Source organism: Vibrio sp. KUL78, from assembly GCF_059725505.1.
Genome location: NZ_AP045837.1, coordinates 1,576,720 through 1,602,448, shown reverse-complemented (window position 1 = coordinate 1,602,448; position 25,729 = coordinate 1,576,720). Strand labels below are relative to the sequence as shown.

Annotated in this window: 20 protein-coding genes and 1 pseudogene; 13 read left to right on the top strand and 8 right to left on the bottom strand. The window is 45.6% G+C overall.

Translation table 11 applies throughout. The features are described 5' to 3' along the window. Window positions 1-159: 159 nt before the first annotated feature. Window positions 160-936 (top strand): RelA/SpoT domain-containing protein, encoded by a 777-nt coding sequence (locus AC6I8Y_RS07575; RefSeq protein WP_394152234.1) that lies wholly within the window; start codon window positions 160-162, stop codon window positions 934-936. A gap of 71 nt (window positions 937-1,007) precedes the next feature. Here the strand turns inward: AC6I8Y_RS07575 and ihfA are convergent, their stop codons facing one another. The 4 genes from ihfA to AC6I8Y_RS07555 form a co-directional block, all read right to left on the bottom strand. Beyond that, a complete protein-coding gene (gene ihfA / locus AC6I8Y_RS07570; RefSeq protein WP_006074250.1) occupies window positions 1,008-1,301 on the bottom strand; it encodes an integration host factor subunit alpha in 294 nt (97 codons plus the stop codon). A 466-nt stretch (window positions 1,302-1,767) separates the two neighbouring features. Further along, window positions 1,768-4,155 (bottom strand): phenylalanine--tRNA ligase subunit beta, encoded by a 2,388-nt coding sequence (gene pheT / locus AC6I8Y_RS07565; protein WP_498021311.1) that lies wholly within the window; start codon window positions 4,153-4,155, stop codon window positions 1,768-1,770. Window positions 4,156-4,173: 18 nt separating this feature from the next. Further along, window positions 4,174-5,157: a phenylalanine--tRNA ligase subunit alpha gene (gene pheS, locus AC6I8Y_RS07560; protein WP_112461716.1), complete on the bottom strand. Its 984-nt coding sequence runs from the start codon at window positions 5,155-5,157 to the stop codon at window positions 4,174-4,176. Window positions 5,158-5,349: 192 nt separating this feature from the next. Further along, window positions 5,350-6,045, bottom strand: a complete 696-nt coding sequence (locus tag AC6I8Y_RS07555) for a class I SAM-dependent methyltransferase (RefSeq protein ID WP_498021310.1) — start codon at window positions 6,043-6,045, stop codon at window positions 5,350-5,352. A 210-nt stretch (window positions 6,046-6,255) separates the two neighbouring features. Between AC6I8Y_RS07555 and gltS the strand changes: the two genes are divergently transcribed. Next, window positions 6,256-7,470: a sodium/glutamate symporter gene (gltS, locus tag AC6I8Y_RS07550; RefSeq protein ID WP_498021309.1), complete on the top strand. Its 1,215-nt coding sequence runs from the start codon at window positions 6,256-6,258 to the stop codon at window positions 7,468-7,470. A 17-nt stretch (window positions 7,471-7,487) separates the two neighbouring features. Here the strand turns inward: gltS and AC6I8Y_RS07545 are convergent, their stop codons facing one another. Beyond that, entirely contained in the window at window positions 7,488-7,961 is a 474-nt protein-coding gene (locus AC6I8Y_RS07545) for a GNAT family N-acetyltransferase (RefSeq protein WP_498021308.1), read from the bottom strand. Beyond that, entirely contained in the window at window positions 7,951-8,430 is a 480-nt protein-coding gene (locus tag AC6I8Y_RS07540; protein WP_498021307.1) for a GNAT family N-acetyltransferase, read from the bottom strand. Before AC6I8Y_RS07540 ends, AC6I8Y_RS07545 begins: the two co-directional genes overlap by 11 nt. Window positions 8,431-8,594: 164 nt before the next feature. On the opposite strand from AC6I8Y_RS07540, the gene AC6I8Y_RS07535 reads away from it, so the two are divergent. The 9 genes and pseudogenes from AC6I8Y_RS07535 (at window position 8,595) to AC6I8Y_RS07495 (ending at window position 20,599) form a co-directional block, all read left to right on the top strand. Then, complete coding sequence (locus AC6I8Y_RS07535) at window positions 8,595-9,233, top strand: NAD(P)H-dependent oxidoreductase (RefSeq protein ID WP_498021306.1); 639 nt, start codon at window positions 8,595-8,597, stop codon at window positions 9,231-9,233. Beyond that, a complete protein-coding gene (locus AC6I8Y_RS07530) occupies window positions 9,230-11,143 on the top strand; it encodes a monovalent cation:proton antiporter-2 (CPA2) family protein (RefSeq protein ID WP_498021305.1) in 1,914 nt (637 codons plus the stop codon). Before AC6I8Y_RS07535 ends, AC6I8Y_RS07530 begins: the two co-directional genes overlap by 4 nt. A 170-nt stretch (window positions 11,144-11,313) precedes the next feature. Then, entirely contained in the window at window positions 11,314-12,594 is a 1,281-nt protein-coding gene (locus tag AC6I8Y_RS07525) for an MATE family efflux transporter (RefSeq protein ID WP_394152389.1), read from the top strand. Between the two features lie 94 nt (window positions 12,595-12,688). Continuing rightward, window positions 12,689-12,979, top strand: a pseudogene (gene hpf / locus AC6I8Y_RS07520) (ribosome hibernation-promoting factor, HPF/YfiA family); the annotation flags it as partial. A 289-nt stretch (window positions 12,980-13,268) separates the two neighbouring features. Then, window positions 13,269-13,433: a hypothetical protein gene (locus AC6I8Y_RS07515; RefSeq protein WP_156111054.1), complete on the top strand. Its 165-nt coding sequence runs from the start codon at window positions 13,269-13,271 to the stop codon at window positions 13,431-13,433. A 31-nt stretch (window positions 13,434-13,464) separates the two neighbouring features. Continuing rightward, on the top strand, window positions 13,465-15,132 hold the full coding sequence (locus AC6I8Y_RS07510) for a mechanosensitive ion channel family protein (RefSeq protein WP_498021304.1): 1,668 nt from the start codon (window positions 13,465-13,467) through the stop codon (window positions 15,130-15,132). 194 nt (window positions 15,133-15,326) lie between these two features. Further along, entirely contained in the window at window positions 15,327-16,535 is a 1,209-nt protein-coding gene (gene emrD / locus AC6I8Y_RS07505) for a multidrug efflux MFS transporter EmrD (RefSeq protein ID WP_498021302.1), read from the top strand. A gap of 467 nt (window positions 16,536-17,002) precedes the next feature. Next, window positions 17,003-18,340 (top strand): sodium/glutamate symporter, encoded by a 1,338-nt coding sequence (locus AC6I8Y_RS07500; protein WP_498021300.1) that lies wholly within the window; start codon window positions 17,003-17,005, stop codon window positions 18,338-18,340. 213 nt (window positions 18,341-18,553) lie between these two features. Continuing rightward, window positions 18,554-20,599: a diguanylate cyclase gene (locus AC6I8Y_RS07495; protein WP_498021298.1), complete on the top strand. Its 2,046-nt coding sequence runs from the start codon at window positions 18,554-18,556 to the stop codon at window positions 20,597-20,599. Window positions 20,600-20,665: 66 nt separating this feature from the next. Here AC6I8Y_RS07495 and AC6I8Y_RS07490 read toward each other — a convergent pair whose 3' ends face one another. Beyond that, the gene (locus AC6I8Y_RS07490) at window positions 20,666-22,777 is read right to left on the bottom strand and encodes a methyl-accepting chemotaxis protein (RefSeq protein WP_394152210.1); all 2,112 of its coding nucleotides are present in this window, start codon (window positions 22,775-22,777) and stop codon (window positions 20,666-20,668) included. A gap of 299 nt (window positions 22,778-23,076) precedes the next feature. On the opposite strand from AC6I8Y_RS07490, the gene AC6I8Y_RS07485 reads away from it, so the two are divergent. Continuing rightward, a complete protein-coding gene (locus tag AC6I8Y_RS07485) occupies window positions 23,077-23,616 on the top strand; it encodes a DUF3124 domain-containing protein (RefSeq protein ID WP_052412961.1) in 540 nt (179 codons plus the stop codon). Window positions 23,617-23,695: 79 nt separating this feature from the next. Here AC6I8Y_RS07485 and AC6I8Y_RS07480 read toward each other — a convergent pair whose 3' ends face one another. Continuing rightward, complete coding sequence (locus AC6I8Y_RS07480) at window positions 23,696-24,778, bottom strand: TRAP transporter substrate-binding protein (RefSeq protein ID WP_394152206.1); 1,083 nt, start codon at window positions 24,776-24,778, stop codon at window positions 23,696-23,698. A 281-nt stretch (window positions 24,779-25,059) separates the two neighbouring features. Between AC6I8Y_RS07480 and AC6I8Y_RS07475 the strand changes: the two genes are divergently transcribed. Continuing rightward, the gene (locus tag AC6I8Y_RS07475; protein WP_042475539.1) at window positions 25,060-25,680 is read left to right on the top strand and encodes a LysE family translocator; all 621 of its coding nucleotides are present in this window, start codon (window positions 25,060-25,062) and stop codon (window positions 25,678-25,680) included. Window positions 25,681-25,729 lie beyond the last annotated feature (49 nt).

The window sequence follows — 25,729 nt, the reverse complement described above, 5'->3', positions numbered from 1 at the left end:
CGCGTAGATTTTAATTAGCGATAGGCATCACAGTTTACAAACTCTGTTACACAGTTTGTATTGGGTTTTCAGTATTGAACCCCATATTATTGTTAGCAAGACTCCTGAGCGTTAACGCCCTTTTTTGTTCCCGTTTTTGTAACGTAACTAGGAGAGAGAATGAGCACGTTTCTTCGTACTGCAGCACTAATGCTATTGGTACTCAGCCGCGCACCTGCATTTGCGGCTACGCTTAATCAATCCGATTCCACCCCAACAAAAGGAAAGCAAGAGCAAAACGAAGTTTGTCCATCTGTATTCAAACACAGTCTTAGTGGCTTGTACGGCATCGATTCTGTTCAAGGCGCTGCCTTCCAACCCCATAACGATTTTGACATCTTGTACAGCAAAGCCCACCAAGCTCAACATGAACTCGAAGCGCTTTGTAAAACGACCGCCCTACTGACTGACACCGACGCGTACTTCGCAGGCGTAAAATCTGCTGAGCGTGCAAAGGTGAAGATCGATACTGAGCTTAATGGTCAGGTAAACCAAATCACAGACCTAGCTCGTGGCACTATCGTCGCTAAAGACGTGGAGAGCCTTGTAGGCGCCTATGAAGCGCTTAGCCGTGAAGCGCAAGTCGTGCGTGTAAAAAACCGCTTTAAAAACCCTGCAGCGTCCGGATACCGTGACCTGAATATGTTGGTGAAACTACCTAAGACTGGGATTATTGCTGAAGTCCAACTTCACCTTAAAGACATCGCCGACGTGAAAAGTGGCCCTGAACACGATCTATATGAAATCGTCCAAGGTATTGAACGACGAGCGGCTGCTGAAAAACGCGAACTCAACGAGTTTGAAACCGCGCAGATTGCCAGCCTAAGACGTCAATCGATGGAGCTGTATCAGAACGCGTGGCAGCCATACATCACAACGAATATTCGGGCGGCGTAATAAACTCAACATCAACCAATAGAAATACAAAAAGACCACACTAGGTGGTCTTTTTGTTTAACAGTAGGACATTAATCTACTTTGATGTTCTCGACTCGAGCCTTCAATTTCTGACCCGGACGGAATGTCACTACGCGTCGAGCGGAAATGGGAATGTCTTCACCAGTTTTAGGATTTCGACCTGGGCGCTCATTTTTATCGCGCAAGTCAAAATTACCAAAACCCGACAGTTTTACCTGTTCGCCACTTTCGAGTGATTTTCTAATCTCTTCGAAAAACACTTCTACCGTTTCCTTGGCATCCCTTTTACTGAATCCGAGTTTCTCAAATAGGTTCTCAGCCAGATCGGCTTTTGTGAGCGCCATAAAACTCCCCTCAAAGCTAATTCATACCTTGTTATCATAGTGATAACGCTAAAGATTTCGTTCGACCAATCAACAACATAACGGCCCAACTTTGAAAAGTGTAAGCCAACCTTCTGATTTTCGCCAACTTTTTTATTTCAGAGTAATGTCAGGATTTTGCGTTAACTTTTAGCAAGTTATCGCAAAAGTAGCATATTATGGATGCATAATTTACTATAAAACCCCCAAGCAATAGATATCACTAATAAATGACAAAAAGTTAGATGAAAATAAATTACAAACAAAGTACAAAATAGTGATATTGATACAGTATGAAAGAAAATTATTCCTTAAAAACAGTGAGTTGCGAAGAAAATAGAATATGAAACCAGTTTGTTTTTATCGGCTAATACTGGATATAAAAAAAGCGAGTTACTTTTCAGCAACCCGCTTTTCTAGGTAATTCTCGTTGACACGCTAACTGCGATTAGTCACGCAGCGTTGCACCAAATTTCTCAGAAATATGAGCAACAATTGCATCTACTGCACCAGCAATGTCAGCATCTTCAAGCGTACGCTCTAGAGACTGTAGAGTAAGCGCAATTGCTAAACTCTTCTTACCTTCTTCAACGCCCTTACCAACGTAAACGTCAAACAGTTTCGCGTCTTTCAGGAACTCGCCGCCTTGTTCTAGACAAGCTGCAACGATGTCGCCAGAAGCTACTGCCTCATCAACAACAACAGCGATGTCACGACGGTTTGCAGGGAACTTAGAAAGTCCAGCCGCTTCTGGAATCACTTTAGTGTTGATTGCAGACCACTCAACTTCAAACACGATAGTACGACCGTTTAGACCGAACTTACGCTCAAGCTCAGGGTGAATCGTACCAATTACACCCACTTCTTTGCCATCTACAACGATTGCTGCAGATTGACCTGGGTGAAGTGCTGGGTGTTTCGCTGCCGCAAATGAGTATGCTTTCTCGTTTGCAGACAGTTCTAGAATCGCTTCTAGGTCACCTTTTAGGTCAAAGAAATCAACGGTGTTAGTTTCAATGTCCCAATGCTCTTCACTGCGTGTACCTGCAATCACACCTGCAAGCATAGGCTCTTGGCGCATACCGTTTTCAGCGTTCTCACAAGGGATGAAACGTAGGCCGTATTCGAATAGACGAACACGTGGCTGCTGACGCTTCTGGTTGTGAACAACCGTATTTAGAAGACCTTGGATAAGACCAAGACGCATTGCTGACATTTCCGCAGAGATTGGGAAAGGCAGAATCAATGGCTCAACGTCTGGCACAACAAGTTTTTGTTGCTCTGGCTCAACAAAGCTGTATGTAATCGCTTCATGGTAGCCACGATCAACAAGCAGATCGCGTACACGTTTCAGTGGAAGATCCGCTTCAACGTGGTTGTGCATCTTAAGTGTTGCAGCAGGGTGTTGATTTGGAATGTTATCGTAACCGTAGATACGACCCACTTCTTCAATCAGGTCTTGTTCGATTGCGATATCAAAACGCCATGTTGGTGCAACACCTGTCCAACCGGTATCAGTCGTCGTTACTGTCAGACCTAAACGCTCTAGAATCTCAACAACTTCAGCGTCAGCAATTTGGTGACCAAGAAGTGAATCTAGCTTAGTGCGGCGCAGTTCAACCGTGTTTGGTGTAGGAAGATCTGCGTCAGATTCAACAGCAACGACAGGTGCTACTTCACCGCCACAGATTTCAACTAGAAGCTCAGTTGCACGCTCCATTGCGCTGACTTGCAGTGCGTAGTCAACACCGCGCTCGAAACGCATTGAAGAATCCGTGTGTAGACCGTAGCTACGTGCGCGACCACGGATGTGGTCTGGTGCGAAGAACGCACACTCAAGAAGCACATCTTTCGTTTCTGTTGTTACACCAGACTCTTCACCACCAAAGATACCCGCAATAGCGAGTGCTTTATTGTGGTCAGCAACAACAAGTGTGTCTGCGTTTAGTTCAGCTTCAGTGCCATCTAGAAGAGTCAGTTTCTCGCCCTGCTCTGCCATACGAACAACGATGCCACCTTCAATCTTGGCAAGATCGAACGCGTGCATTGGCTGGCCTTGCTCTAGAAGCACATAGTTAGTGATGTCTACAACAGGGTCGATTGAGCGAATACCACAACGACGCAGTTTCTCTTGCATCCATAGTGGTGTTTCTGCTTGAACGTTCACGTTCTTAACGATACGACCTAGGTAACGAGGACATGCTTCTGTTGCTTTAACTTCGATCGAAGCCACGTCAGCAATAGATGCTTCAACAGGGTTAACCGCTGGTGCAGTTACGTCAGCACGGTTTAGAACGCCTACTTCACGAGCAAGACCACGGATGCTGAAACAGTCAGCGCGGTTTGCTGTTAGGTCAACGTCAACAGTCACGTCATCAAGACCTAGGAAGTCACGGAAATCAGTACCGATTACTGCGTCTTCAGCCAGTTCCATGATACCGTCAGATTCAACATCGATACCTAGCTCGGTAAACGAGCACAGCATACCGTGTGAAGGTTGACCACGTAGTTTTGCTTTCTTGATTTTGAAATCGCCTGGAAGAACGGCACCAACTGTTGCTACTGCTACTTTCAGACCTTCACGGCAGTTAGGAGCGCCACAAACGATGTCTAGCAGTTCTTCTGCGCCAACATCAACTTTAGTTACGCGTAGTTTGTCTGCGTCTGGGTGCTGACCGCACTCAACCACTTTACCTACTTTAACGCCAGTGAAAGAGCCCGCTACAGGTAGTACGTCGTCTACCTCTAGGCCAGCCATTGTAATTTGGTGCGTAAGCTCGTCAGTAGAAACTGAAGGGTTTACCCACTCACGAAGCCATGATTCGCTGAATTTCATTGTGATGAACCCTCTGGATTACTTGAACTGTTTTAGGAAACGTAGGTCGTTCTCGAAGAACGAACGTAGGTCATTTACGCCGTAACGAAGCATAGCTAGACGCTCGATACCGATACCGAATGCAAAACCAGAGTATTTTTCAGGGTCGATGCCTACGCTGCGAAGTACATTTGGGTGCACCATGCCACAGCCTAAGATTTCTAGCCATTTGCCGTCTTTACGCTTAACGTCCACTTCCATTGAAGGTTCAGTGAATGGGAAATATGACGGACGGTAACGAACTTCAAGATCTTCTTCGAAGAAGTTAGTTAGGAAGTCGTGCAGAATACCTTTCAGCTGTGCGAAGTTAACATTTTCGTCAACCAGCATGCCTTCCACTTGGTGGAACATTGGCGTGTGTGTTTGGTCGTAATCGTTACGGTAAACACGGCCCGGTGCGATGAAGCGGAATGGTGGTTTGCCATTTTCCATCGTACGGATCTGTACGCCAGACGTGTGGGTACGTAGCATCAGATCTGGATTGAAGAAGAAGGTGTCGTGGTCAGTACGAGCTGGGTGATCTTCTGCAATGTTCAGTGCATCAAAGTTGTGGAATGCATCTTCAATTTCAGGACCAGACTCAGTGCTAAAGCCTAACTCACCAAAAAACTTTTCAATACGCTCAACAGTACGAGTAACTGGGTGTAGACCGCCGTTCTCGATACGACGACCTGGTAGGGTTACGTCGATAGTTTCTGCCGCTAGCTTCGCTTCAAGCTCTGCACGTTGTAGTGCGTCTTTGCGTGCTGCGATCGCTTGCTGAACCACGCCTTTTGCTTTGTTGATCTCTTGACCAGCACTGCGGCGCTCTTCTGGTGGTAGTTTACCTAGGCTTTGAAGTTGAGCCGTTAGCTCACCTTTCTTACCTAGATACTGAACACGCACTTCGTCAAGTGCGACTAGCGAGTCTGCAGCGTCAATTGCTGTGCCCGCGTTAGCAATGATCTCTTCTAGATGTTGCATCGTTTCCTCGTCTACCGTCCGGTAGTATCCATAAGGGTGTTTTTTGATAGCTGTACATACTAATAAAACCCGCCGCCAATGCCAAATTGATTTGTAAATTGAACGGGTTATTGGGCAAAAAAAACACGTTTTTTGCCCTTTTGATGAAAATCTAGCAGGAAACGATGACTATTTAATGTTAACTCAAGAGAATTAATTGGCTTTAGCGCGGATAAAGATGAAGTTTGGTCGGCGCGACAATCTTTCGAACGTTTCGGGTGACTCGGTTTTCATCTCGGGATCTGGTTTGCCCTCTGAAAACTTGTCCAACACGAATCCCCCTTCGGAAAGACTCTCAAACAGATTGGTAAATGAACGTCGATAGAAGGAGACCTCTACCGGCTCACCAATGGTATTCCACTCTTCGGTCAAAAGCTCAACATCAAAGTAGTTATTGAACGCGTTCTCTTCAAAGTCAACGAGAGGGTGATGGGTTGAGAAAACAAGTATTCCGCCCGATTTAAGCACACGGTGAACTTCCTTGAACAGCGGGACAAGATCTTCTAAGTAATGCAGCATCAACGGGCACACGACGATATCAAACGTATCGTCTTGCTCTTTAGGTAGTCCGTTAGCCAGATCTTGCACATAACATGTGACATTGTCACCTAAGCGTTCTCTTGCTATCGCCACCATTTCTTCAGCTAGGTCGATTGCCGTCACCTGTGCACCTGCCTTAACAAAATGCTCTGCATAAGCGCCAGGACCACAACCTAGATCAAGTACCTTCTTATTTGTCACATCACCAATTAACGCCAGTGTTGAAGGACGCTCGTAAAGCGCATTGTACGCATTGTTCTCAATGGCATCTGCGTACTTTTTCGCGTGCTTGGTATACATCTCACCCATAAAAAACCTCCAACTATCAGACTATTAATTCACCGTTTTCGGGGAATGCAATCTACCGACCTGAGTAAGAGACGTCAATCTTAAGTTGCATTAAGAAGGATAGCATCCTTCAAAGTGGAGTTTTCTATTTTAACGGTCACACATAGTATGCCCACAAAGCCATTGCCTCACTTCTTGAGGTACTCATTAAATCAATAGCAAGCCATCACTATGTCTGACATTACCTTAAACAGCGCAGAATCTATGCTACTTGCCATCCTAATACTTTGGGTTGGGTCAAAACTGTTAAGCCACATCAAATCATTCAGTAAATACCACATTCCATCTCCGATTATTGGCGGTATTCTGATGTCTTTGATCACTATGGCACTGCATTACTCCGGCACTGACATTTCGTTTGATCTACCACTCAAAGACACCTTGATGCTAATGTTCTTTACCAGTGTCGGTTTGTCAGCAGATTTAAGACTTCTGAAGCACGGCGGCTCTGCTCTTATAAGCTTCCTAATCTGTGCCGCTCTGTTTATCTTATTCCAAGATACGCTAGGTATTGCACTGTCTAGTCTTCTGAATCTAGATCCATTACTTGGCCTGATGGCCGGCTCTATTACTCTCTCTGGCGGGCACGGTACCGGCGCAGCGTGGGCAACGGTTTATAGTGAGCAACTAAATATTCCGGGAGCACTCGAAATAGCAATGGCTTGCGCAACATTTGGTTTGGTCGCAGGTGGAATTTTTGGCGGACCATTAGGAACAAGATTGGTAGAGCGCTATCAGCTCACACCTTCAAAAACTCAAAGCTCTTTAACGATTCGAACTCATACGAAAGACAATATAGTCAGCAACGCGAGTCGCATTTTAGGTTATTTCATCGCAATCGCAGTACTAATAACCTGCGCTGTTGTGAGTAGCGATATTCATCAAAGCGCGCAGTCGACAAGTATCCACATCCTAACCTTAGTGCCAAATTTCGTTTACGCCATCATGCTTGGTATGTTAGTTGGCCATATGCCTTCCGTTAGAGCTAAGCTCGATACGATTCGACTTGAGGTCGACAAAAGTGCGAACCTATCACTTAGTCTCTTTCTCGCGATGGCTTTAATGGATTTAAAATTGTGGAATCTATTTGATCTCGCAATACCGCTACTCATTATTTTGGTCGCACAGCTAATTTTAACTATCGGGTTTGTGTACTGGGTAACCTTCCGCATCATGGGTAAGTCTTACGATGCTGCCGTTCTTGCCGCGGGACATGTGGGCTTTGGGATGGGAGCGACGCCGACAGCAATGATGAACCTAAAGGCAATCACCGGCTCTTATGGCCCCTCGCCACAGGCTTATTTTATCGTACCTCTTGTAGGTGCCTTCTTTATCGACATAATCAATCTGATCGTCATCCAAGGTTATATCGCATTTTTAACCTAGCGACATGCTCACACTAACTATTGGTCTTTGCTGCGCCATATCAGGCGCAGCATATCTTTGTGTTGGATACCGTGCTCGAATATAGGCTCATCGTAGCTATCTATAAAGAAGTTCTTGACCACTGAATCGACCCTAAAACCATGCTTCTGATAGAAAGAAAGCTGATAGCCAAATGTCCCTGTCCCAAGTTCGACCGTGTTGATACCTTTTTGCGATAGCAGAGCTAAAGTCTCACTAAGCAAAACACCACCAAACCCCTTTCCTTGAAACTCATCGTAAATGGCGATATTGAATAGTTCTGCAGAGCGCTGCTCATCATCAACCTCCACCAGCAATGCACCCACCAATGCTCCCTGCATATAGACAGCGAAACCGATGCAGCGCTCTCGATAAGCATTAATCGCCGCTTCTTCTGGGTCAGCAATCAGCAATATATCGAGCGGTAACTCAGTCTGCTTTACTTCACGGACATCAAACATACTAGAGCTCATTATCAAGCGACCTTTCCATCAAAAAATTATTGAGCACGACGCCTCGTATTTCCGCTTCGTTAGGGCGCACGACCGTAAAACCGAAGTGTAGATAAAAAGGTTTAGCTGTAATACTCACAAAGGAATACAACCTCTCGAGCTTAGCTAGCTTTGCTTTGTCGAGAATAGTGTTCATCAACAAAGACCCCACTCCTCTCCGCTGAGCTCGATGATGACAATAAAAATGATCAATTAATCCATCGGGTTGTAAGTCGCTATAACCTAGGATCTCATCGCCCTCTACGACGACAAACGGGCGGCATCTTGAAATATAGCCCTTAAATACCTCTTTAGTAAGATCTAGAGGGGCCCATGCATCAATCTGCATCTTATTGTAATCATTACGATTTACAGTGCGAATTGTTTGCCGATAAAGCTCTAGCAATTGCTCTGAATCTTGTTCTTTTGCGGGTCTTACTGATAACGACACTGAAAATACTCCTTATGATTCAGCAATTTGAAAACAGAGTTAATATTATCACCTAATGAAAAAACACTGAAAGTTGTATAGGTCACTAGATGGTAACCAATTGAAAAATATCTTTTTGTGTACTAGATATTAAGACTCATAGACAAAGCTATCCGGAAGCGATTATGCCCGAAAATAACAATAAAGTTCTTGTGCTCTATGCACACCCTTCTCAGCGGCGCTCCGAAGTCAATGCGCCCATGTTCCGAGATGCCGCCTCCATCAAAGGCGTGACAGCAGTTGACCTATATTATGAGTATCCGACCTACAACATCAATATCGACCGAGAGCAGCAACGCCTGATCGATCATGATGTGATCATTTTTCAGTTTCCGCTTTATTGGTACTCAACACCATCGATTCTCAAAGAGTGGCAGGACCTCGTTTTGGAGTATGGGTTTGCTTATGGTCAAGATGGCACCGCGTTGCACGGGAAAACGTTCTTGTGTGCAATTTCTGCAGGAGGAAAGGCGGAGGCTTACCAAACTGATGGCTACAACCACTTTACGATCCGAGAACTCTTGCAGCCTTTGGAGCAAACCGCAACGCTAACTGGTATGACTTACTTGCCACCGTTTTGCTTATTCGGTTCGCGCACTGCGCAAGAGGAGCATCGTATTCCCGAACACAGAGAACGGTGGAGAGAGTTGCTCAGTCTATTGGCCAGCGGCGATTTTGACATAGAGCGAGCAAAACCTATGGACAAACTCAATCACTACTGGCCATCGGAACAAGCAGTTCAATCGGATGAGGGAACATCATGACAGGCTATTTTCTTCAGGCATTCATATACTTAGTTGCTGCCGTTATCGCCGTGCCGATTGCCAAACGACTTGGACTTGGCTCTGTTCTTGGCTACTTAATCGCAGGTGTTGTCATTGGACCAATCATCGGTCTCGTCGGTGAAGAGACCACGACTATTCAGCACTTTGCTGAGTTTGGTGTAGTGATGATGCTATTTTTGGTTGGTCTCGAGCTAGAACCAAAAATGCTATGGAACATGCGTCACAAGCTTATTGGCTTGGGGGGCATTCAAGTAGGTGGTACCGCGGCAGCGGTTATGGGGATTGCCCTTGTTTTCGGCCAGACATGGAGCATCGCGCTTACCATTGGTTTGATTTTTGCCCTATCGTCGACCGCTATCGTACTGCAAACCTTTCATGAAAAAGGGCTTGCTAAGACTGAAGGCGGTCAGAGCTCGTTCTCAGTCTTACTGTTCCAAGATATTGCCGTGATCCCTATGTTAGCGTTCATCCCTCTTTTGGCGATACCAGAGCTAGTAGAGCAAGCTCAGAACGCGGTTGAACATGCCGCAGATCATCATGAAGAATTGAGCTTGGTCGCTGGTTTACCTGGATGGGCTTACGGTTTGGTGATCACAGCCTCTATCGCAGTTGTTGTCGTCGGCGGACATTATTTAAGTCGGCCACTGTTCAGATTTGTTGCATCTTCCGGTCTTCGCGAAATCTTCACCGCTACAGCTCTAATGCTTGTTATTGGTATTGCGGCCTTGATGAGTCTAGTCGGACTCTCCCCTGCTCTCGGTACTTTCTTGGCAGGCGTTGTACTGGCGAACAGTGAGTTTAGACACGAGCTCGAATCCAACATAGACCCGTTTAAAGGTCTGCTTCTTGGTTTGTTCTTCATTACCGTTGGTGCGGGTATCAACTTTGGCATCTTATTCAATGATTTCTTCGTTATCATTGGGTTAACGTTAGGTGTCATGCTGCTGAAAGCTGCGGTGCTTTACGGTCTTGCCATCATCTTTAGGATTCGAGACAGCGCTAGATGGTTATTCACGCTCAGCCTAGCTCAAGCAGGTGAATTCGGTTTCGTTCTTCTTAGTTTCTCGGTTCAGAACCATGTGCTACCGAACGATATCGCCCAAACACTATCGCTTGTTGTCGCGTTATCTATGTTCCTGACCCCCGGCCTATTTATCTTGTTTGATAAGGTTATTTTGCCGCGTTATGAGAAACAGAGTAACGATCGAGAAGCAGATACTGTCGATGAACGTGGTACCGTGATGATCGCAGGTATGGGACGATTTGGACAAATTGTTAATCGCCTATTAGTTGCTAACGAAGTGAAAACTGTGGCGCTTGATGTACGAGCGGACCAAGTCGATAACATGCGTCAAATTGGTACCAAAGCCTTCTTTGGTGATGCATCTAAACCTGACATACTACACACTGCAGGTATTGAAGAAACTAAGCTGTTAGTCGTGGCTATTGATAATCAAGAAGCCAGTATCGAGCTTGTAAAATACGTCAAACATACGTACCCTCACGTCAAAATTCTTACCAGAGCATTTGACCGCGGTCATGGTTACCAATTGAGGCAGGCTGGTGCAGACTATATTGAATCTGAGACCTATCACTCTGCTCTTGAGCTAGGTGCTAAAACCATGAACTGCCTAGGCTTCCATCCTTTCTTTGTCGAACAGCAGAAAGCCACCTACAAGTCGATTGAGGACAAACAGTCTGATCGTTTGTACGAGGGCTGGAAAGGAGGCGCTGAAGGTGAACGCTTCGACAACAACTACCGAGACCTGTTTATTGAACTAGAGGGGCTCATCCGCGACGCCATGCAAATCGACCGCAATGACAAGCACTCGCGCGAACGCGGCTGGACACCGCCGCCAAAAGGTTATGCAGACAAGTTCGAAGAATAGCTTCTTAGGTTTGGTCACGTGCTAAGGAATAGCCGTAATTCAATTAAGGACGGGCACGCTGCCCGTCCTTCCTATTTTTTAGCCATCGTTCGTGACAATAAGTCGGAACACAAAATAAAGAGAACAACGTGGATAAAGATTCTAAACAGTTAGCCAAGCAATTGTTCAACATGACCTTACCTATGGTACTGGGTGTGCTTTCGCTAATGAGTTTCCAATTGGTAGACAGTGCCTTCATTGGTCAACTCGGCGTACTGCCTTTGGCAGCGCAAGGCTTTACCTTGCCAATGCAGATGGTGATCATCGGGATTCAAGTAGGCTTGGGTATTGCAACGACAGCCATTATTTCTCGTGCACTCGGCGCTAACAATGAAGAGTATGCCAAGCAGCTCGGCGGATTAATTCTCGTGTTCGGTAGTTTAGGCGTCGCCATCATTGGTGTGGTGATTTGGTTTATCCGGCACCCTATCCTAGCAATGCTGAGCGCTCCAGAATCCGTTTACCCTGTCATTGATAGCTACTGGCCTTATTGGTTGTTAAGCTCTTGGGTAGGGGCTGTACTCTATTTCTATTACAGTGTGTGCCGAGCAAACGGTAATACTGTTCTTCCTGGCATGATGATGGTCATCACCAGCATTATCAACCTCGCCCTCGATCCACTGTTTATCTTTACCTTTGATATGGGGATTAATGGTGCCGCTATCGCGACCGTGGTGGCGTTTGGTATTGGTATTTTGGTTGTTGCGCCTAAGGTTGTCTCTAAAAACTGGGCGTCATTCAATTGGTCTAATGTGAATATTGCTGAGAGCTTAAGATCGATATGGAAGATCATGGCACCCGCTATGGTGAGCCAGTTATTACCGCCACTCTCCTCTATGTTAGCGACAAAACTGCTGGCGACATTTGGCACGGCTGCGGTTGCGGCTTGGGCTCTTGGCTCTCGTTATGAGTTCTTTGCTATCGTAACCGTGCTTGCACTGACCATGTCGATGCCACCTATGGTGGGTAAGCTCTTGGGTGCTAAGAATCTGGTCGATATTAAGAAGCTCGTGAACATCGCCGTTGCCTATATTTTGGGCTTTCAGTTTGTTGTGGCACTCATCACGCTGTTGTTTGCCAACCAGCTCTCTGCGCTGATGACCAGTGAAGATAACGTATATCAGATATTGAACTACCACCTTATTTTGGTGCCGTTCAGCCTAGGTCCTCTCGGTGTCTGTATGTTGATGGTGTCAATATCTAATGCACTAGGTAAAGCCAAGACGGCATTGACCATCTCTACACTACGCTTGTTTGCCTTCTTTTTACCTTGTTTGTGGGTTGGCGCACAACTTGGAGGGATCCAAGGGCTGTTCTACGGGGCGCTAATCGGGAATGTCCTTGCCGGAGTAAGCGCTTGGTTCACATACAGTTATTCTGTGAAGCAGCTTGAAAAAGCGCTTTCAAACTAACCTTATGAAATAAAAAGAAAAGCCTTCTTATTTTTGTCAAACGCCCTCTCCTTTGCTACGTTTAAAATACGTAGTGAAAGGAGAGGTGAAATTAATGAAAATAAACATTCAGACCCATCACGTATCTATCGGTGACGACTCAAGAGAAGAGATAGAAAGCAAGTTTGAGAAAATTGCGGCTCATTTCCCGCAACTAATTAGCAGCGACATCATCATTAGAAAAGAGCACGACCAACACGAAGTCGAAATATTCACTAACTACGAAGGTGTACGAGTCTCTGCTAAAGCGACCCATGACGTCATGTACCCCGCGATCGCAGCATCGCTTAAGAAACTCGAAGCAGGCCTTCGCAGTCGTAAAGGGCATCTAAAATCCGGCGCCCATTAATAAGAATGCTGACCACTGTATAGTTTCAGCAGTTTACGCCCTCACTAAATTGCAAAGCCGACACGTTGTCGGCTTTTTTAGTGCTCTACTTTTCCCTAAAACACACGCTGAAACATTTTCTTACCGTGATATTGAGCGATCAAATAGCTGCTCTATCGTGTCCTATATCGCTCATCATTCCCCTCTCAGTTAGTCTCATCGGCTTTTCAACGCCTGTGGCACAAAATGGCAACTTTACAATTTTTATCCCGCTACTATGTGCTCCAGATAAAGAGGAGCAGACACGATGACCTATAGAGAATTTCAACATACCGACGCTTACAAACTGATGGTAGGTACTGGCGACCTGATTACTTCCATCGCCAATTTCACGTTCACCGTAATCAAAGCAGTGGCTAAAGCTGGCTACTGGATTACACGCAAAACGTACTTGTGGATCGCCCAGCGATAACCCTGAATCCAACTAACTTTTGAGAAAGCGAATGAAAAGCAAATTAGCACTTGTTTTAACATTGGCAATTGGAACTGCCTCTCCCATTGCAACTTTGGCTTCGGACAGCGTATCGTCAACCGACAACCCTTTATTAACGCAGTCAGAGGCATTGATTCTAGACGTTGAACGCCTCAGCGCGAGCGCTGAGCTAAACCGTTTTGAAGAGAGCATCATCGATCGCAAAAATGACGCCTTACGACAATCACTGTCCGAGCGTTTAACCAGCAATAAAGATGCAGAAATCAACAAGCAGATTGTCGCGAGTCAACTAAGGTTGATGCAGGACCTTCTCGCCGCTAATGAGCAAGATCTCAAACGCTTATCAAAAGAGTCAAAACAAGCAAGTGATGCAGCGAAAGACGAAGTTCAGTTCGCTATGCAAAAACGCATCACCACAATGGATGAATACTATTCAGATCTCTCTACGACGCTAGTATGGGCGTCAGATCTGGGCATAGACACTACAAAGGCACGCACCATTCTAGAACGTGACCTTAAGGAACGAGCAGATTTTCTCTATAATTCGGTTCTGTATCTCGACAGTCAACTGAATGATGTCAATGACCGACTCGCTTATTTGCCTGAAGAAGAGAAAGCGGCGCTACAAGAAGATGCCATTAGGATTACTGGTCAGATAAACCTATTGATCTTAAGTCTCGAATCAAGCATTACCCTGCTTGAAAAATATGGTGTCGACACGACCGAATACAAACAGCTGCTGTTTACGATCACAGGTGATATTAGCACCGACGTCCTCGATGTGAGTGTCATTATGGGGCTGCTCACCGAATGGCTAGGCGCTTTCAAAGACTGGGCAATGGAACACACACCATCGCTTATCGTTAAGATCTTTGTCTTTGGTATCATTCTTTGGTTATCGCGCTCATTTGCAAAAATTGTTGGTAAAGCCGTACGCAAGAGTGTCAGTCACTCAACCATGAAATTCAGTGTATTGATGCAAGATTTCTTTGTCTCAATGGCTCAGAAAGGGGTTACCGCACTCGGTCTGTTAATCGCATTATCACAATTAGGGATCGAACTTGGTCCACTGCTTACTGGTTTCGGTGTTGCGGGTGTTATCATCGGTTTTGCATTGCAAGATACCCTGTCAAACTTTGCATCGGGCATGATGATTCTTATCTATCGTCCATTTGATGTTGGGGACCTAGTAAAAGTGGCTGGAATATCGGGTACCGTTAGCCACATGAGCCTTGTCTCTACGACAATACGAACCGTAGATAACCAGCGCCTCGTTATTCCAAACAATAAGATCTGGGGCGACACCATAAACAACATCACAGCGGAGAAAACTCGTCGAGTAGATATGACGTTTGGTATTGGCTACGGTGATGATATAGATAAAGCAAAACAGGTATTTGCAGACATTCTTGCAGCACACCCGAAAGTACTAAAGTCACCTGAACCGATGATTTATGTCCATACCTTGAACGAAAGTTCCGTAGATTTCATCGTCAGACCTTGGGTGAAAACGGAAGACTACTGGGATGTTTACTGGGAAGTCACCGAAGAAGTGAAGAAACAACTTGATCGCAATGGCATCAGTATTCCATTCCCGCAACGTGATGTTCACGTGTACCAGCATGCAGCAGCGACAGAAGTCGACTTGCTAACGGTCGCTCAAGCTGGGGCAAAATAACCAAATGCGAGCATTCACACCTTGAATGCTCGCATTATTTTTTCTAATCAATAACTGAAATTTTTATCGTGATTAATATCACGCTTTGTTATTGATGAAAGTCCAAACTGACTCTAATATCTGCGCCCTAATACTGACAGGGCTATTCCTAGGCAGGTTTAATCACTTCCTATTGTTTAAGAGATATTTGAGAAATGTCATCCAAGTTTCCATTAGCTAAGCTGACCTTTTTAATCGCTATTTTGACCGCAGTCGGTCAAATGACCCAGACGATGTACGTGCCTTCAATTGGTCAGATGGCAAAAGAGTTCCACGTTAATCCTGCTATGCTGCAAGCTGTTATGGCGTGTTACTTGATTCCCTATGGTCTTTCACAATTTATATACGGACCATTGTCGGACAAGCTTGGGCGCAAACCTATCATTATCTCGGGACTTGCGATTTACCTAGTTGGTGCGCTAATCAGCTTATTTGCTCATTCATTCGAACTGTTTTTGCTAGGAAGTTTTGTCCAAGGCGCAGGTATCGGCAGCGGTGGTGCAATGTCTCGCACCCTATCTCGCGATTGTTTCTCTGGTGAAGAACTGCATCGTGCAAACAGCATCATTAGTATGTGCGTGATCTTTTCGCCTCTGCTAGCACCAGTACTTGGTGGCCTGCTTACAGAGACGTTAGGCTGGCGTTCAAGCTACTTATTTTTGACGCTCTTCGCTGTTGCCGTAGTCATCGTGATGTCATCGAAGTTGGTCGAAACACTGCCTGAAGAGCGTCGCACGAAAAGCTCGGCAGTGGACAACTATCGATTTGTTCTGTCCGATCGCCGCTTCCAAGGTTACGTGATTTGTCTTGTGGCGACGTTTGCTGGAGTCGCAGTGTTTGAAGCAGCAGCTGGTGTGCTATTTGGCGGTGTATTGAAGCTTTCTGCGCTTACGGTAAGTATTTTGTTTGTCATGCCAATCCCAGGGTATTTACTCGGGGCAGGATTTTCGTCGCTCATCGCAAAACGATTTGGTAATGCAGCGGCGTTTAAGTTCGGTCTGGTTGCCATTGTTGTTGGCTCTGTGATCGTCCTTATTCCAGGTTTAGAGGGCAGCACAGATGCATGGACATTAACCATTGGTTCAACGGTCTATTTCTTGGGTGCTGGCGTACTCTTTCCGGCTGCAACCACCGGCGCGCTGACCCCGTTTCCGAATCATGCTGGCACAGGTGGTGCAGTTCTCGGTGGGATGCAGAACCTCGGTGCGGGTCTTGCTACGCTCGCGGCATCGGTGATACCAGCGAGCAGTCAACTGCCGCTTGGCGTCATAATGTTAGTCATGGCGCTTCTTGCCATGTGGGGACTGTATATTGCTAAACGCGATCGTGGTCGTGATAACACTGGTGGTGCCGTCGCAGTGTAAAGCACTTGGTCATGCATTCACCTATGCATTCACTTATGCAGCGCGTCTTGAAGACGAAGGCGCGCTGCTTGATAAAGATCATGGAAGTCCCCTTCTCCTCAATAAACTCAGGCACAAGTTTGATTTTGCGCTGACATTTCTCTAAGATGCGCCACCTTGAGCAATTGAGTAATCACTCAAATCTGTTGCTAAACCGCTTTGGTTGTTATGACTACCATCCAAACTAAGTGGTCTTCAAGTAACTCGTCTCGATGAGGATCGGACTCTCATCACGCTCACATCATTTAGAGGGGAATGACCCTCGACTCTTTGAGAAGCCTGCCAATTATGGCGCTCTCTATTCAGGCTCGGTGACCGGCTTTGTTTGCCCGAACCTCACTGACCAAATACACAATGTGACTGAGTAGCAATTTGGCTACTTCTGCTCGCCTAGCGAGCAATAAACTATTATAACGATAGGAGTTTTTATGCCTAACGGATTGATGCTGTCCGATCTTGCGATCGCTGGCGGACTGCTGCTTTTAGGGAAAGTACTTCGAGTACACCTTACTGTTTTCCAAAGAATGTACTTACCATCTGCGGTGATTGCTGGCCTTCTCGGTTTGGCGCTTGGCCCCGCAGGCGCTGACATTCTGCCGTGGACAGACACCTTTGCAAGCAACGCTGGTCTTTTAACTGCTGCACTTTTCTCAGCGCTTGGTCTTGCAACCGATGTTCCGTCACCTTCAGTCGTGGCAAAACGCGCAGGTAGTATGTGGGCGTTCAACCAAGTCGCCTCCGTATCTCAGTGGTTGTTTGCTGCGATGTTTGGTCTGTTTTTAGCGTCTTTTGTATTCTCTGACCTAACACCAGCGTTCGGGATCCCTATGGCGGCAGGCTTTATGGGCGGTCACGGCACCTCGGCGGTTGTCGGTGATATCTTCACAAACCTTGGCTGGGAAGATGCGTTTACGCTAAGCCTTACGTTTGCCACCGCAGGTATTTTTATCTCTATCTCTGTTGGCATGATCATTTTACAAGTTGCCCTCAAGCTTGGCTTAATCAAACGCTTTAACAGCTTTCAAAAGATGAATAATCACGAACGTAAAGGTCTTATTGAAGAGGGTGAGCAACGCTGGGCGATGAAATCAACCATGTCGTCGTTGTCCGTTGACTCCTTTGCGATTCATGCTGCTTTGGTGGTTGTCGTGACCGCTTTTTCTTATGTGGCAGCGGATTTTTTGTCTTCTTTTCATGACAAAGTTCAAATCCCAACCTTTGTAACGGGTTTTCTAGGCGGAATGTTCGTGCGTATGGTGGCTCAACGTACTGGTGCATCTCAATACCTGTGTGACGGCGCATTCAATCATGCCTCGGGCATTAGTACTGACTACCTCATCGTGTTTGGTATTTCAGCCATCAAAATTACAGTACTCGTGCAATATCTGCTACCAATGACTCTACTTGCCATCGGCGGTATTTGTTTCACTCTGTTCCTTATTTTCTGGGTGGCACCCCGTATACTTGGCGATAACTGGTTTGAGAAAGGCATCTTTTCTTGGGGATGGCTAACGGGTACGGTCGCAATGGGTATTGCGCTACTTCGCATCGTCGATCCAAATATGAAAAGCAAAGTATTGGACGACTATGCTATTGCTTATGTTCCAGGGTCCATCACCGATATATTTATTATTTCTCTGATGCCAATTGCTATGTATTCCGGTTACCACTGGGAAGCGTTAGCTGTTGGTCTTAGCTACATCGCGTTTGTTCTTTTTGTTTGGCGCTTTGTATTCCAAAAATCAGGACAACTCGTGACAGAATAGACCCACAAGGCGGCGACACTTGCCGCCTTTTTTCTACCAAACCTGCCGCCATAACCGACACAACAATGCTCACCCTTACCAAACCACGACTTTTATTTTGATTTCAGTCAGTTAACATTGCATTATGGTTAATAGAGACTAGAATAAAAAACGTGTCTCGCCCCCAAGCCATGGAAGGAGTAGTTGGAGTTGAGAATTCGCTGTATACATAACATGTTTGTATTTCTTGTCTCTGCTGCATTTCTTTTCTCTGGAGCGACTTCTAACGCGCTTGCGGACACGCCAGACAATAAGACGTACTACATCTCTGCTCATGAACGTGACTTCTTAGCGCGATTTATTTTCTCGACTATAGAGAAAGAAGCGAATATTGCATTTGAATATGTAGACTACCCCGATTTCAGTGAGCGACTTAATGCGATAGAAAGTGGTCAATTGGACTTTATAGCCAACATTACTTTCACTAAAGCGCGTGCGCAGCGATTTATCTTCTCGCCACCCATCAATATTGAACCGACTTACTTGTTCACCGAAACAGACAAGAGTTTTGATGATATCCATGTGGTCGGTACCACGATGGGGACAGCATTTAACGATATTATTCAGCGCTATTATCCTGAGAAACGCGTGTTGGGCTTTCTCGATAATGAGGTGGCCTTTGAGAGTATAAGAAGTGGCGATATCGACGGTTACATAGGTACATTCTTGCAGCTCGAATGGTTTTTGAGTGCAGGTTTTAAGGCGACACTGATCAACGATAAAGTGTCTATACCACCAGTTTCGATAATCACTAATAAATCCGAAAATGCTCCGCTCCTTGCAAAGTTCAGCCGTATCATCGCTCAGGAATCAGTACAGAAACAGATCCGCAGCTATATTGAAAGCTACATTACCGAGATAGCCATTAAACAGCTTAAAAATGATATTGAGTCTTCGGGCCTAAACTTGGAAGATCCTATCAATGTCTACCTCAACCCTCGTAAGCCATATGTTTTTACTGATAAAAACGGTGTCGTGACAGGAGTCGCGGTAGATCTAGTCAATGAGATCTGTCGCCTTGGTTCTCTTGAGTGCCGATTGGTATTCCAGCCTGATGAACCGTGGGCAGCGTCTTTGCAGAAACTCATGCTCGGCGAACATGAGATCATGACTCCGATTGCTGATCTTAATCACCGTAAAGAGCGCCTTATTTTCAGCGACCCGTACGCATCTATTGATGGTGTTATCGCTAAACGAGTCGGATACAAAGAAGAGGTATATCGCCATATCTCGGAGCTGTTTGCTGAGCGTGTCGGTGTGGTCGAAAACGGTGTCTTTGCGACCGTTACTCGTCGCCTCCTTCCCAACAAAGAACTGGTCTACTTCAAAGATACTGAAGCTTTGGTGCGCGGGCTAATAGGTAAAACCATCGACTATGCGGTGACCAACCGAGTCACTCTCAATACGTTACTTTATGAACAGTCATTGTCTGAGATTACCGAGGATCGTTATTTTAAGCCTTTCTATCGATCTCAGCTGACGTTTGGTTTTCCAAAAACAGAACGTGGCGCAACACTATCGAAACTCTTTAATCGAACGCTCGACTTTGTAGACACCGAAACGATTCATCATCGCTATCAACCTCCAGCGAATTGGCGAGAATTGAACGAGAAAGAGCTCGATAAACAGCGACTGAACGTCATCAATATTTTGCTTGGTCTATTTATTTTAGTGACGATCACCTTTGGTTATTTGACTAATCACCGAGCTAATCATGACGTTTTGACCAGGTTAAAAAACCGCTATGCTCTAAACCGTATTCGCAAGCAACCCTTGGGTAAAGGTAACGGCCTAATTTTTATTGACCTAAATGGGTTTAAGCAAATTAATGACACCTACGGCCACGCCGTTGGTGATCAGGTACTACGCTGTTACGCTAAATTACTTCGCCAGACTGTTAAAGGCACGAGCTACCGAATCGGTGGCGACGAGTTTGTTGTTATCGCACCCATGAATAATGAGCTACTTCGAGAACTCTTACCCAAGTTAGAGAGTTTTCAATTCGGTGTTCGCGGACATGATCTGACCTTGGACCTAAATGCGGCAATTGGTGTATTCCTTCCTGACAGTAGTGATTTGAGTATCAGGCAGTTACTAATCTATACCGATTTTGCTATGTATGAAGCCAAGCGCAATAAAGGCCTAGGGAGCGTGATTGTCGACAAAGCTAAGCTAAAAGAGTTAATAGCAAAAAACAACGTAGCCAATCCCGTCGATTAAATAATAAAAGGGAGAGACCAGTTATAGTCTCTCCCTTTTATTAAGCCATCTTTTACAGAGACTACCCTACACTTCGAAACGACCAACCAATTGATCCAGCCTTGATATCGAGTTTTGCATTAGTGCAGTTCGACGTGCTAATTGCTTCGATTGATACTGCAAAGAGCCCGTCGAATCGGCTGCTAATTCTGCCGTTTGAGAGTTAGTGTTACTCATGCTTGCCAAGCCAGTGATGGCATCAAAAAGCGAGTTTACCGATTCTTGTAATCGAGCGTTTTGTTTCGAGTTATCTGCAAGATAGGCATTACTTTCTACGTTATCAATACCAGCTCTCATCGTCGTCACCGCTTTTTCAGACTGGTGACGAAGCTGCTCCATCAAGTCACCAATATCTTTAGCTGCTGCCGCCGTTCTATCGGCAAGCGTTCTCACCTCATCGGCAACCACAGAGAACCCACGTCCGTGCTCTCCCGCTCTCGCAGCCTCTATGGCTGCATTAAGTGCAAGCAAGTTCGTTTGTGCAGTGATATCCGTAATTAGTGTGACAATGTCACTAATCTTTTCCATCTCACTATTCACATCATTCACACTCGCTGATGAAGATTGGACGATCGCCTTGATTGTCTCGGCACTGTTACGCGCCGTCTCATACTCGTTTCTCGCTTGTTCGACAGACTCTGTCATGAGTACGTGCATTTCACGTGCATTGTCATTGGCTGAACTGATTTCGCCAACCTGCTTTTGAGAGAGGTCAATCAGCTGAGAGATCGATTCTGAGGTGCTTTCACTCGATTTAGAAAGTCGCTGACTGCATCGAAACATCGATTCCGATACGTTGTTCACTTCTCGACTGGCGAAGACTAACTCAGAAACTACGGTTTCGAGGTTATCGATAAAGCTGTTGGTCCAGCGGCCTAGATCACCGGTTTCATCAGCCTTAAACTTCGATGAGTCCAGTCGCTGTTTAAGGTTTCCATCCCCCTCTGCCAATACCTTCATCACACCAGTCATCTGTTCGAGGCTACGCGACAAAGGCTTGGCTGTTCTCGCTCGGAACAACACAGTAAGTAAGCATGCAAATAAGAAAGACAAACCAGCGCTTGTGTATGCGTCTAGGCTTAGAAAGTGTTGTAGCATCACCGGTAGCAAAGTCACTGCCATAGCGGATGCCATAAAACGTCTCGTTAAGCGGCCAACCAGAGAACGGTGTCGATGTACTTCTTCTAAGTCGGATTCACACATCATACCCCAGGTATCAATTGAGCCCGGCAGTCTGAACGTGACGCCTTTGCCTATTACCGGAATATGGCGGTAGTCTGAGTAACCTGGATAATCGACATACAAATTGCTGCCATTTTTAATGGTCTCTCGAACACCCGGGTGAAGTTGATTGGTCGCTGGATCATTAAACACAACCTCAAACTCAGTATGTTTTTGGATCTTCACGGTTCCCCAGTCTGTTTGCACACCTTGTTTTAGGTTCTCTCCGTGTGAAAAAGTATTGTCCTCAAAACGCGAACGAGATAACGCAACGCCCTGCGCTATTGACGGGTCAAAGTTGGACTCAACCATAAACAGATAGTTGTCACCCGATTCACTGTAGATATGCCCTGCTTCTCGCTGAATCAAATCCCCCAGTACGTCATTTGGTACACGTCCACAAAGGATCGGTGCATCAGCATCATCAATATTGAGGGGCTGGTAGAACATCAAGGTCACAGCATCATGAAACTTGGAGGATGACGGACCTATATCTAAGGTCTTTTTATCGACGTACGGGCCATGCAGAAACGGCTTGTTCCTCGCAAGGTCAAGAGCTTTCTTCGATGCGCTCTGATGACCAATATATTCTCTACTGGTCGAACTTAAGACGGAGCCATGTTCATCAACCAAAAACAGCTCAGTAAAATCCTTACCTCTGCGTAGTAATAGGTCGAGCGCCTCCGCACGCTCATCTTCCGCCTTTGAGGAGAGGTAAAACGCGGCATCTTCTAGAAAACGCCACTGGTTTTGAGTCCATGCTTCCAGCAGTTTGACCCTAGTTTGTGCAATGCTCTCGAACGTTTGCTCTAGTTCGGTGATTCTATCTCGATTGGAGAAACACGCCTTCCGCATGGCGATTTTTCCGGTACTACCTAGCCAAGGTAACCAACGTTTTTCTTCAGAAGTTAAGTTCATTTTCATTCCTTTGAATCTACTTTATTGATTACATTGCAATTTATATACCCGTACTTTGTGTGGTTTAACCCTCTTCTGTCACAAGAGGGCTGTTAAAACAAGGAACCAAAAATGACAATGTGCATCAAAATCGTCACCATCTTAGTGCGTTCAATGCACCAATATAGTGACTTTAGCATTACACTTTCTAACACTATGTCGATCTAGGTAACAGTCTGATTTGCTGAACAAATTCGCTATCCGTTTATTTGCTAGTACAATAAGGAAGACCCCAAAAATAATTCCTATTAGGAGACTCTATGACTGAGAATCGTAACGCCAGCCAAATCGTTTCCATTATTTCCACTATTCTTGTTATCGGACTCGCGATTTACCTGGGTACCTTGGTGAAATCTGTCGATACCATTGAAGAGAAATTGAGCCATCAGGCACAGCAAATTGAACGCGTAACAATCGCATCAAACGGCAGTGACGCCACCAGCGCCTATGTACCGGCCTATTCACATATCTACACCGATGGTGGTAAAGCCGTGCTGCTTGAAACAACGCTAGTGGTGAGAAATACCGACCCGAAGAACAGCATTAATATCCATAGCATTGATTACTTCGATACCAACGGTAACTTGGTCAGACAGTTTTTGGAGGAAGGTTACGAACTCAGCCCATTATCAAGCTCTGAGTACTTAGTAGAGAAAAGAGAAACCAGTGGCGGTGTTGGGGCAAACTTCATCGTAAACTGGTCAAACCCGAATCAAGCATCGAAACCTATTTTTGAAGCGGTGATGATTGGTGCTGGTCAAGGGAAGGATATCTCGTTTACTAGCCGCGCTCCTCAATAACACGCCATCAAACACAAAAACAACTCCCATTAAAAAAGCCCTGCGCAGAGACGCAGGGCTTTCTAGTTTAATCATTAGCCTATTGAGCTTGCTCGTTAAGATAGGCCTGCAGAGAAATGTTCGTCCACTCGCGCATTTTAGTTAGATAGTTGGCTTGAGAGTCCAAGATCTCTTTTGCTAGTTCGTCATTTGAAGCCTGCGCTTTCAATAGTTCGCCATTTGCTTGTTTCAGTGCATTGATGACTTCAGGTGGGAAGCTGCGAACCTTGATGTCCGGGTACTCTGAGCTCATCTTAGACCAGCTGTCGGCATTCTCATGCAACGCTTGCGTATACATGTCAAAAGCAGCGACACGGAAAGAGGTTTCGAGGATTATCTTAAGGTCGTCCGGCAGTTTCTCCCAAACCTTTTTGTTTACGAGAAATTGTGTCTCGGAACCAGGCTCATGCCATGCTGTGTAGTAGTAAGGTGCGATTTTCTGAAAACCCATTCGAAGGTCAAAAGCAGGGCCTACCCACTCAAGCGCATCAATGGTGCCACGCTCTAGGGATGTGTAAAGCTCACCAGGAGCAATATTGGTTGGTTTCGCCCCTACTTGCGCCAAGACTTCACCCGCAAAACCTGGGATACGCATTTTCAGACCTTTTAGGTCCTCAACAGAGTTAATCTCTTTCTTAAACCAGCCTCCCATTTGGATGTCAGAGTTTCCGCCTGGGAAAGAAAGCAGGTTGTGTGGAGAATAGACTTTTTGCATCAGCTCTAGACCGCCACCATGATAGAACCATGAGTACTGCTCCATCGTTGTCATACCAAACGGCATCGAGGAGAAGTACAAGGTGTTTGGCACTTTACCTTTCCAGTAATAAGAGCTTGAGTGACCGAGGTCGTATTGTCCCGATTTCACCATATCAAACACACCCAGCGGCGCTTTATGCTTATTGGCAGAATCGATGCGAATGATTAAGCGTCCATTCGACATCTCTTTCGCAAGCTTAGCCATATTCTTGCTCGCATCCCCTAAGATAGGCGTATTTGGTCCCCATGTCTCAGCAAGTTTTAGTCGGTAAACTTTATCTTCCGCATGAGCATTAACTGCGACAATGGTAGTAAGGGAGGCGACGATGAGGGTACTAACTCGGCGAATGGTTTTTTTTAAGTCCATTTCTTTGATTCCTGTGAACGTTGTTGGATTGCACCCTCACAATGAATGTAAACACCCTGTATGTCAAAGTGTTAAAATTAGGTGTTTCAAACCGTAGGCAGTGTAATTGACTAACATTTAACCAGCCATCCATACAGCATGCTTTAAACCAACGACCTGCTTTATTTAACTCCATCCGAGTGCATAAGATAAACATTCCATTCTGTTTAACAAACTGATAGTTCTGTCACGAAATGTCTGCTATTAATACGAAATCGTTCAATATTCTAAAAACAGTAACTATGGACTGGGCAACACTTTCACTATTCATCCCCACCTTCTTTTTCGTCTCGATCACACCAGGGATGTGTATGACACTCGCTCTCACTATGGGAATGAGTATCGGCTACAAACGAACCCTTTGGATGATGGTTGGAGAACTGTTGGGCGTCGCTCTTGTTGCTTTAGCTGCCATTCTTGGCATCGCTGCCGTTATGCTCAAATACCCAGACATCTTTTTTGCTTTTAAAGCTATAGGCGCAGCGTATCTGTTCTATCTTGGTATTCAGATGTGGCGTTCTAAAGGCAAGCTCGCTATCTCATCAGATATGGAACATCAACCTAAGCACAATGATTGGGATTTGGTCGCTCAAGGTTTTATCACCGCGATCGCCAATCCTAAGGGCTGGGCATTTATGATCTCCCTACTCCCTCCTTTCATCGATCAGTCGAAACCAATGACGCTTCAAGTCTCAATAATGTTGGGAATTATTTTACTCAGTGAATTTATTTGTATGACTATTTATGCCACGGGCGGTAAGGGCCTGAAACGCACACTGGGTCAGGCTCAGAACGTCAAAACCATGAATCGCATTGCAGGCACATTAATGTGTGGCGTCGGTATCTGGCTGTTTATTGGTTAATTCTATCAATATAGAGTGATTTATCACTATCATTCCCTGCCATTAACAT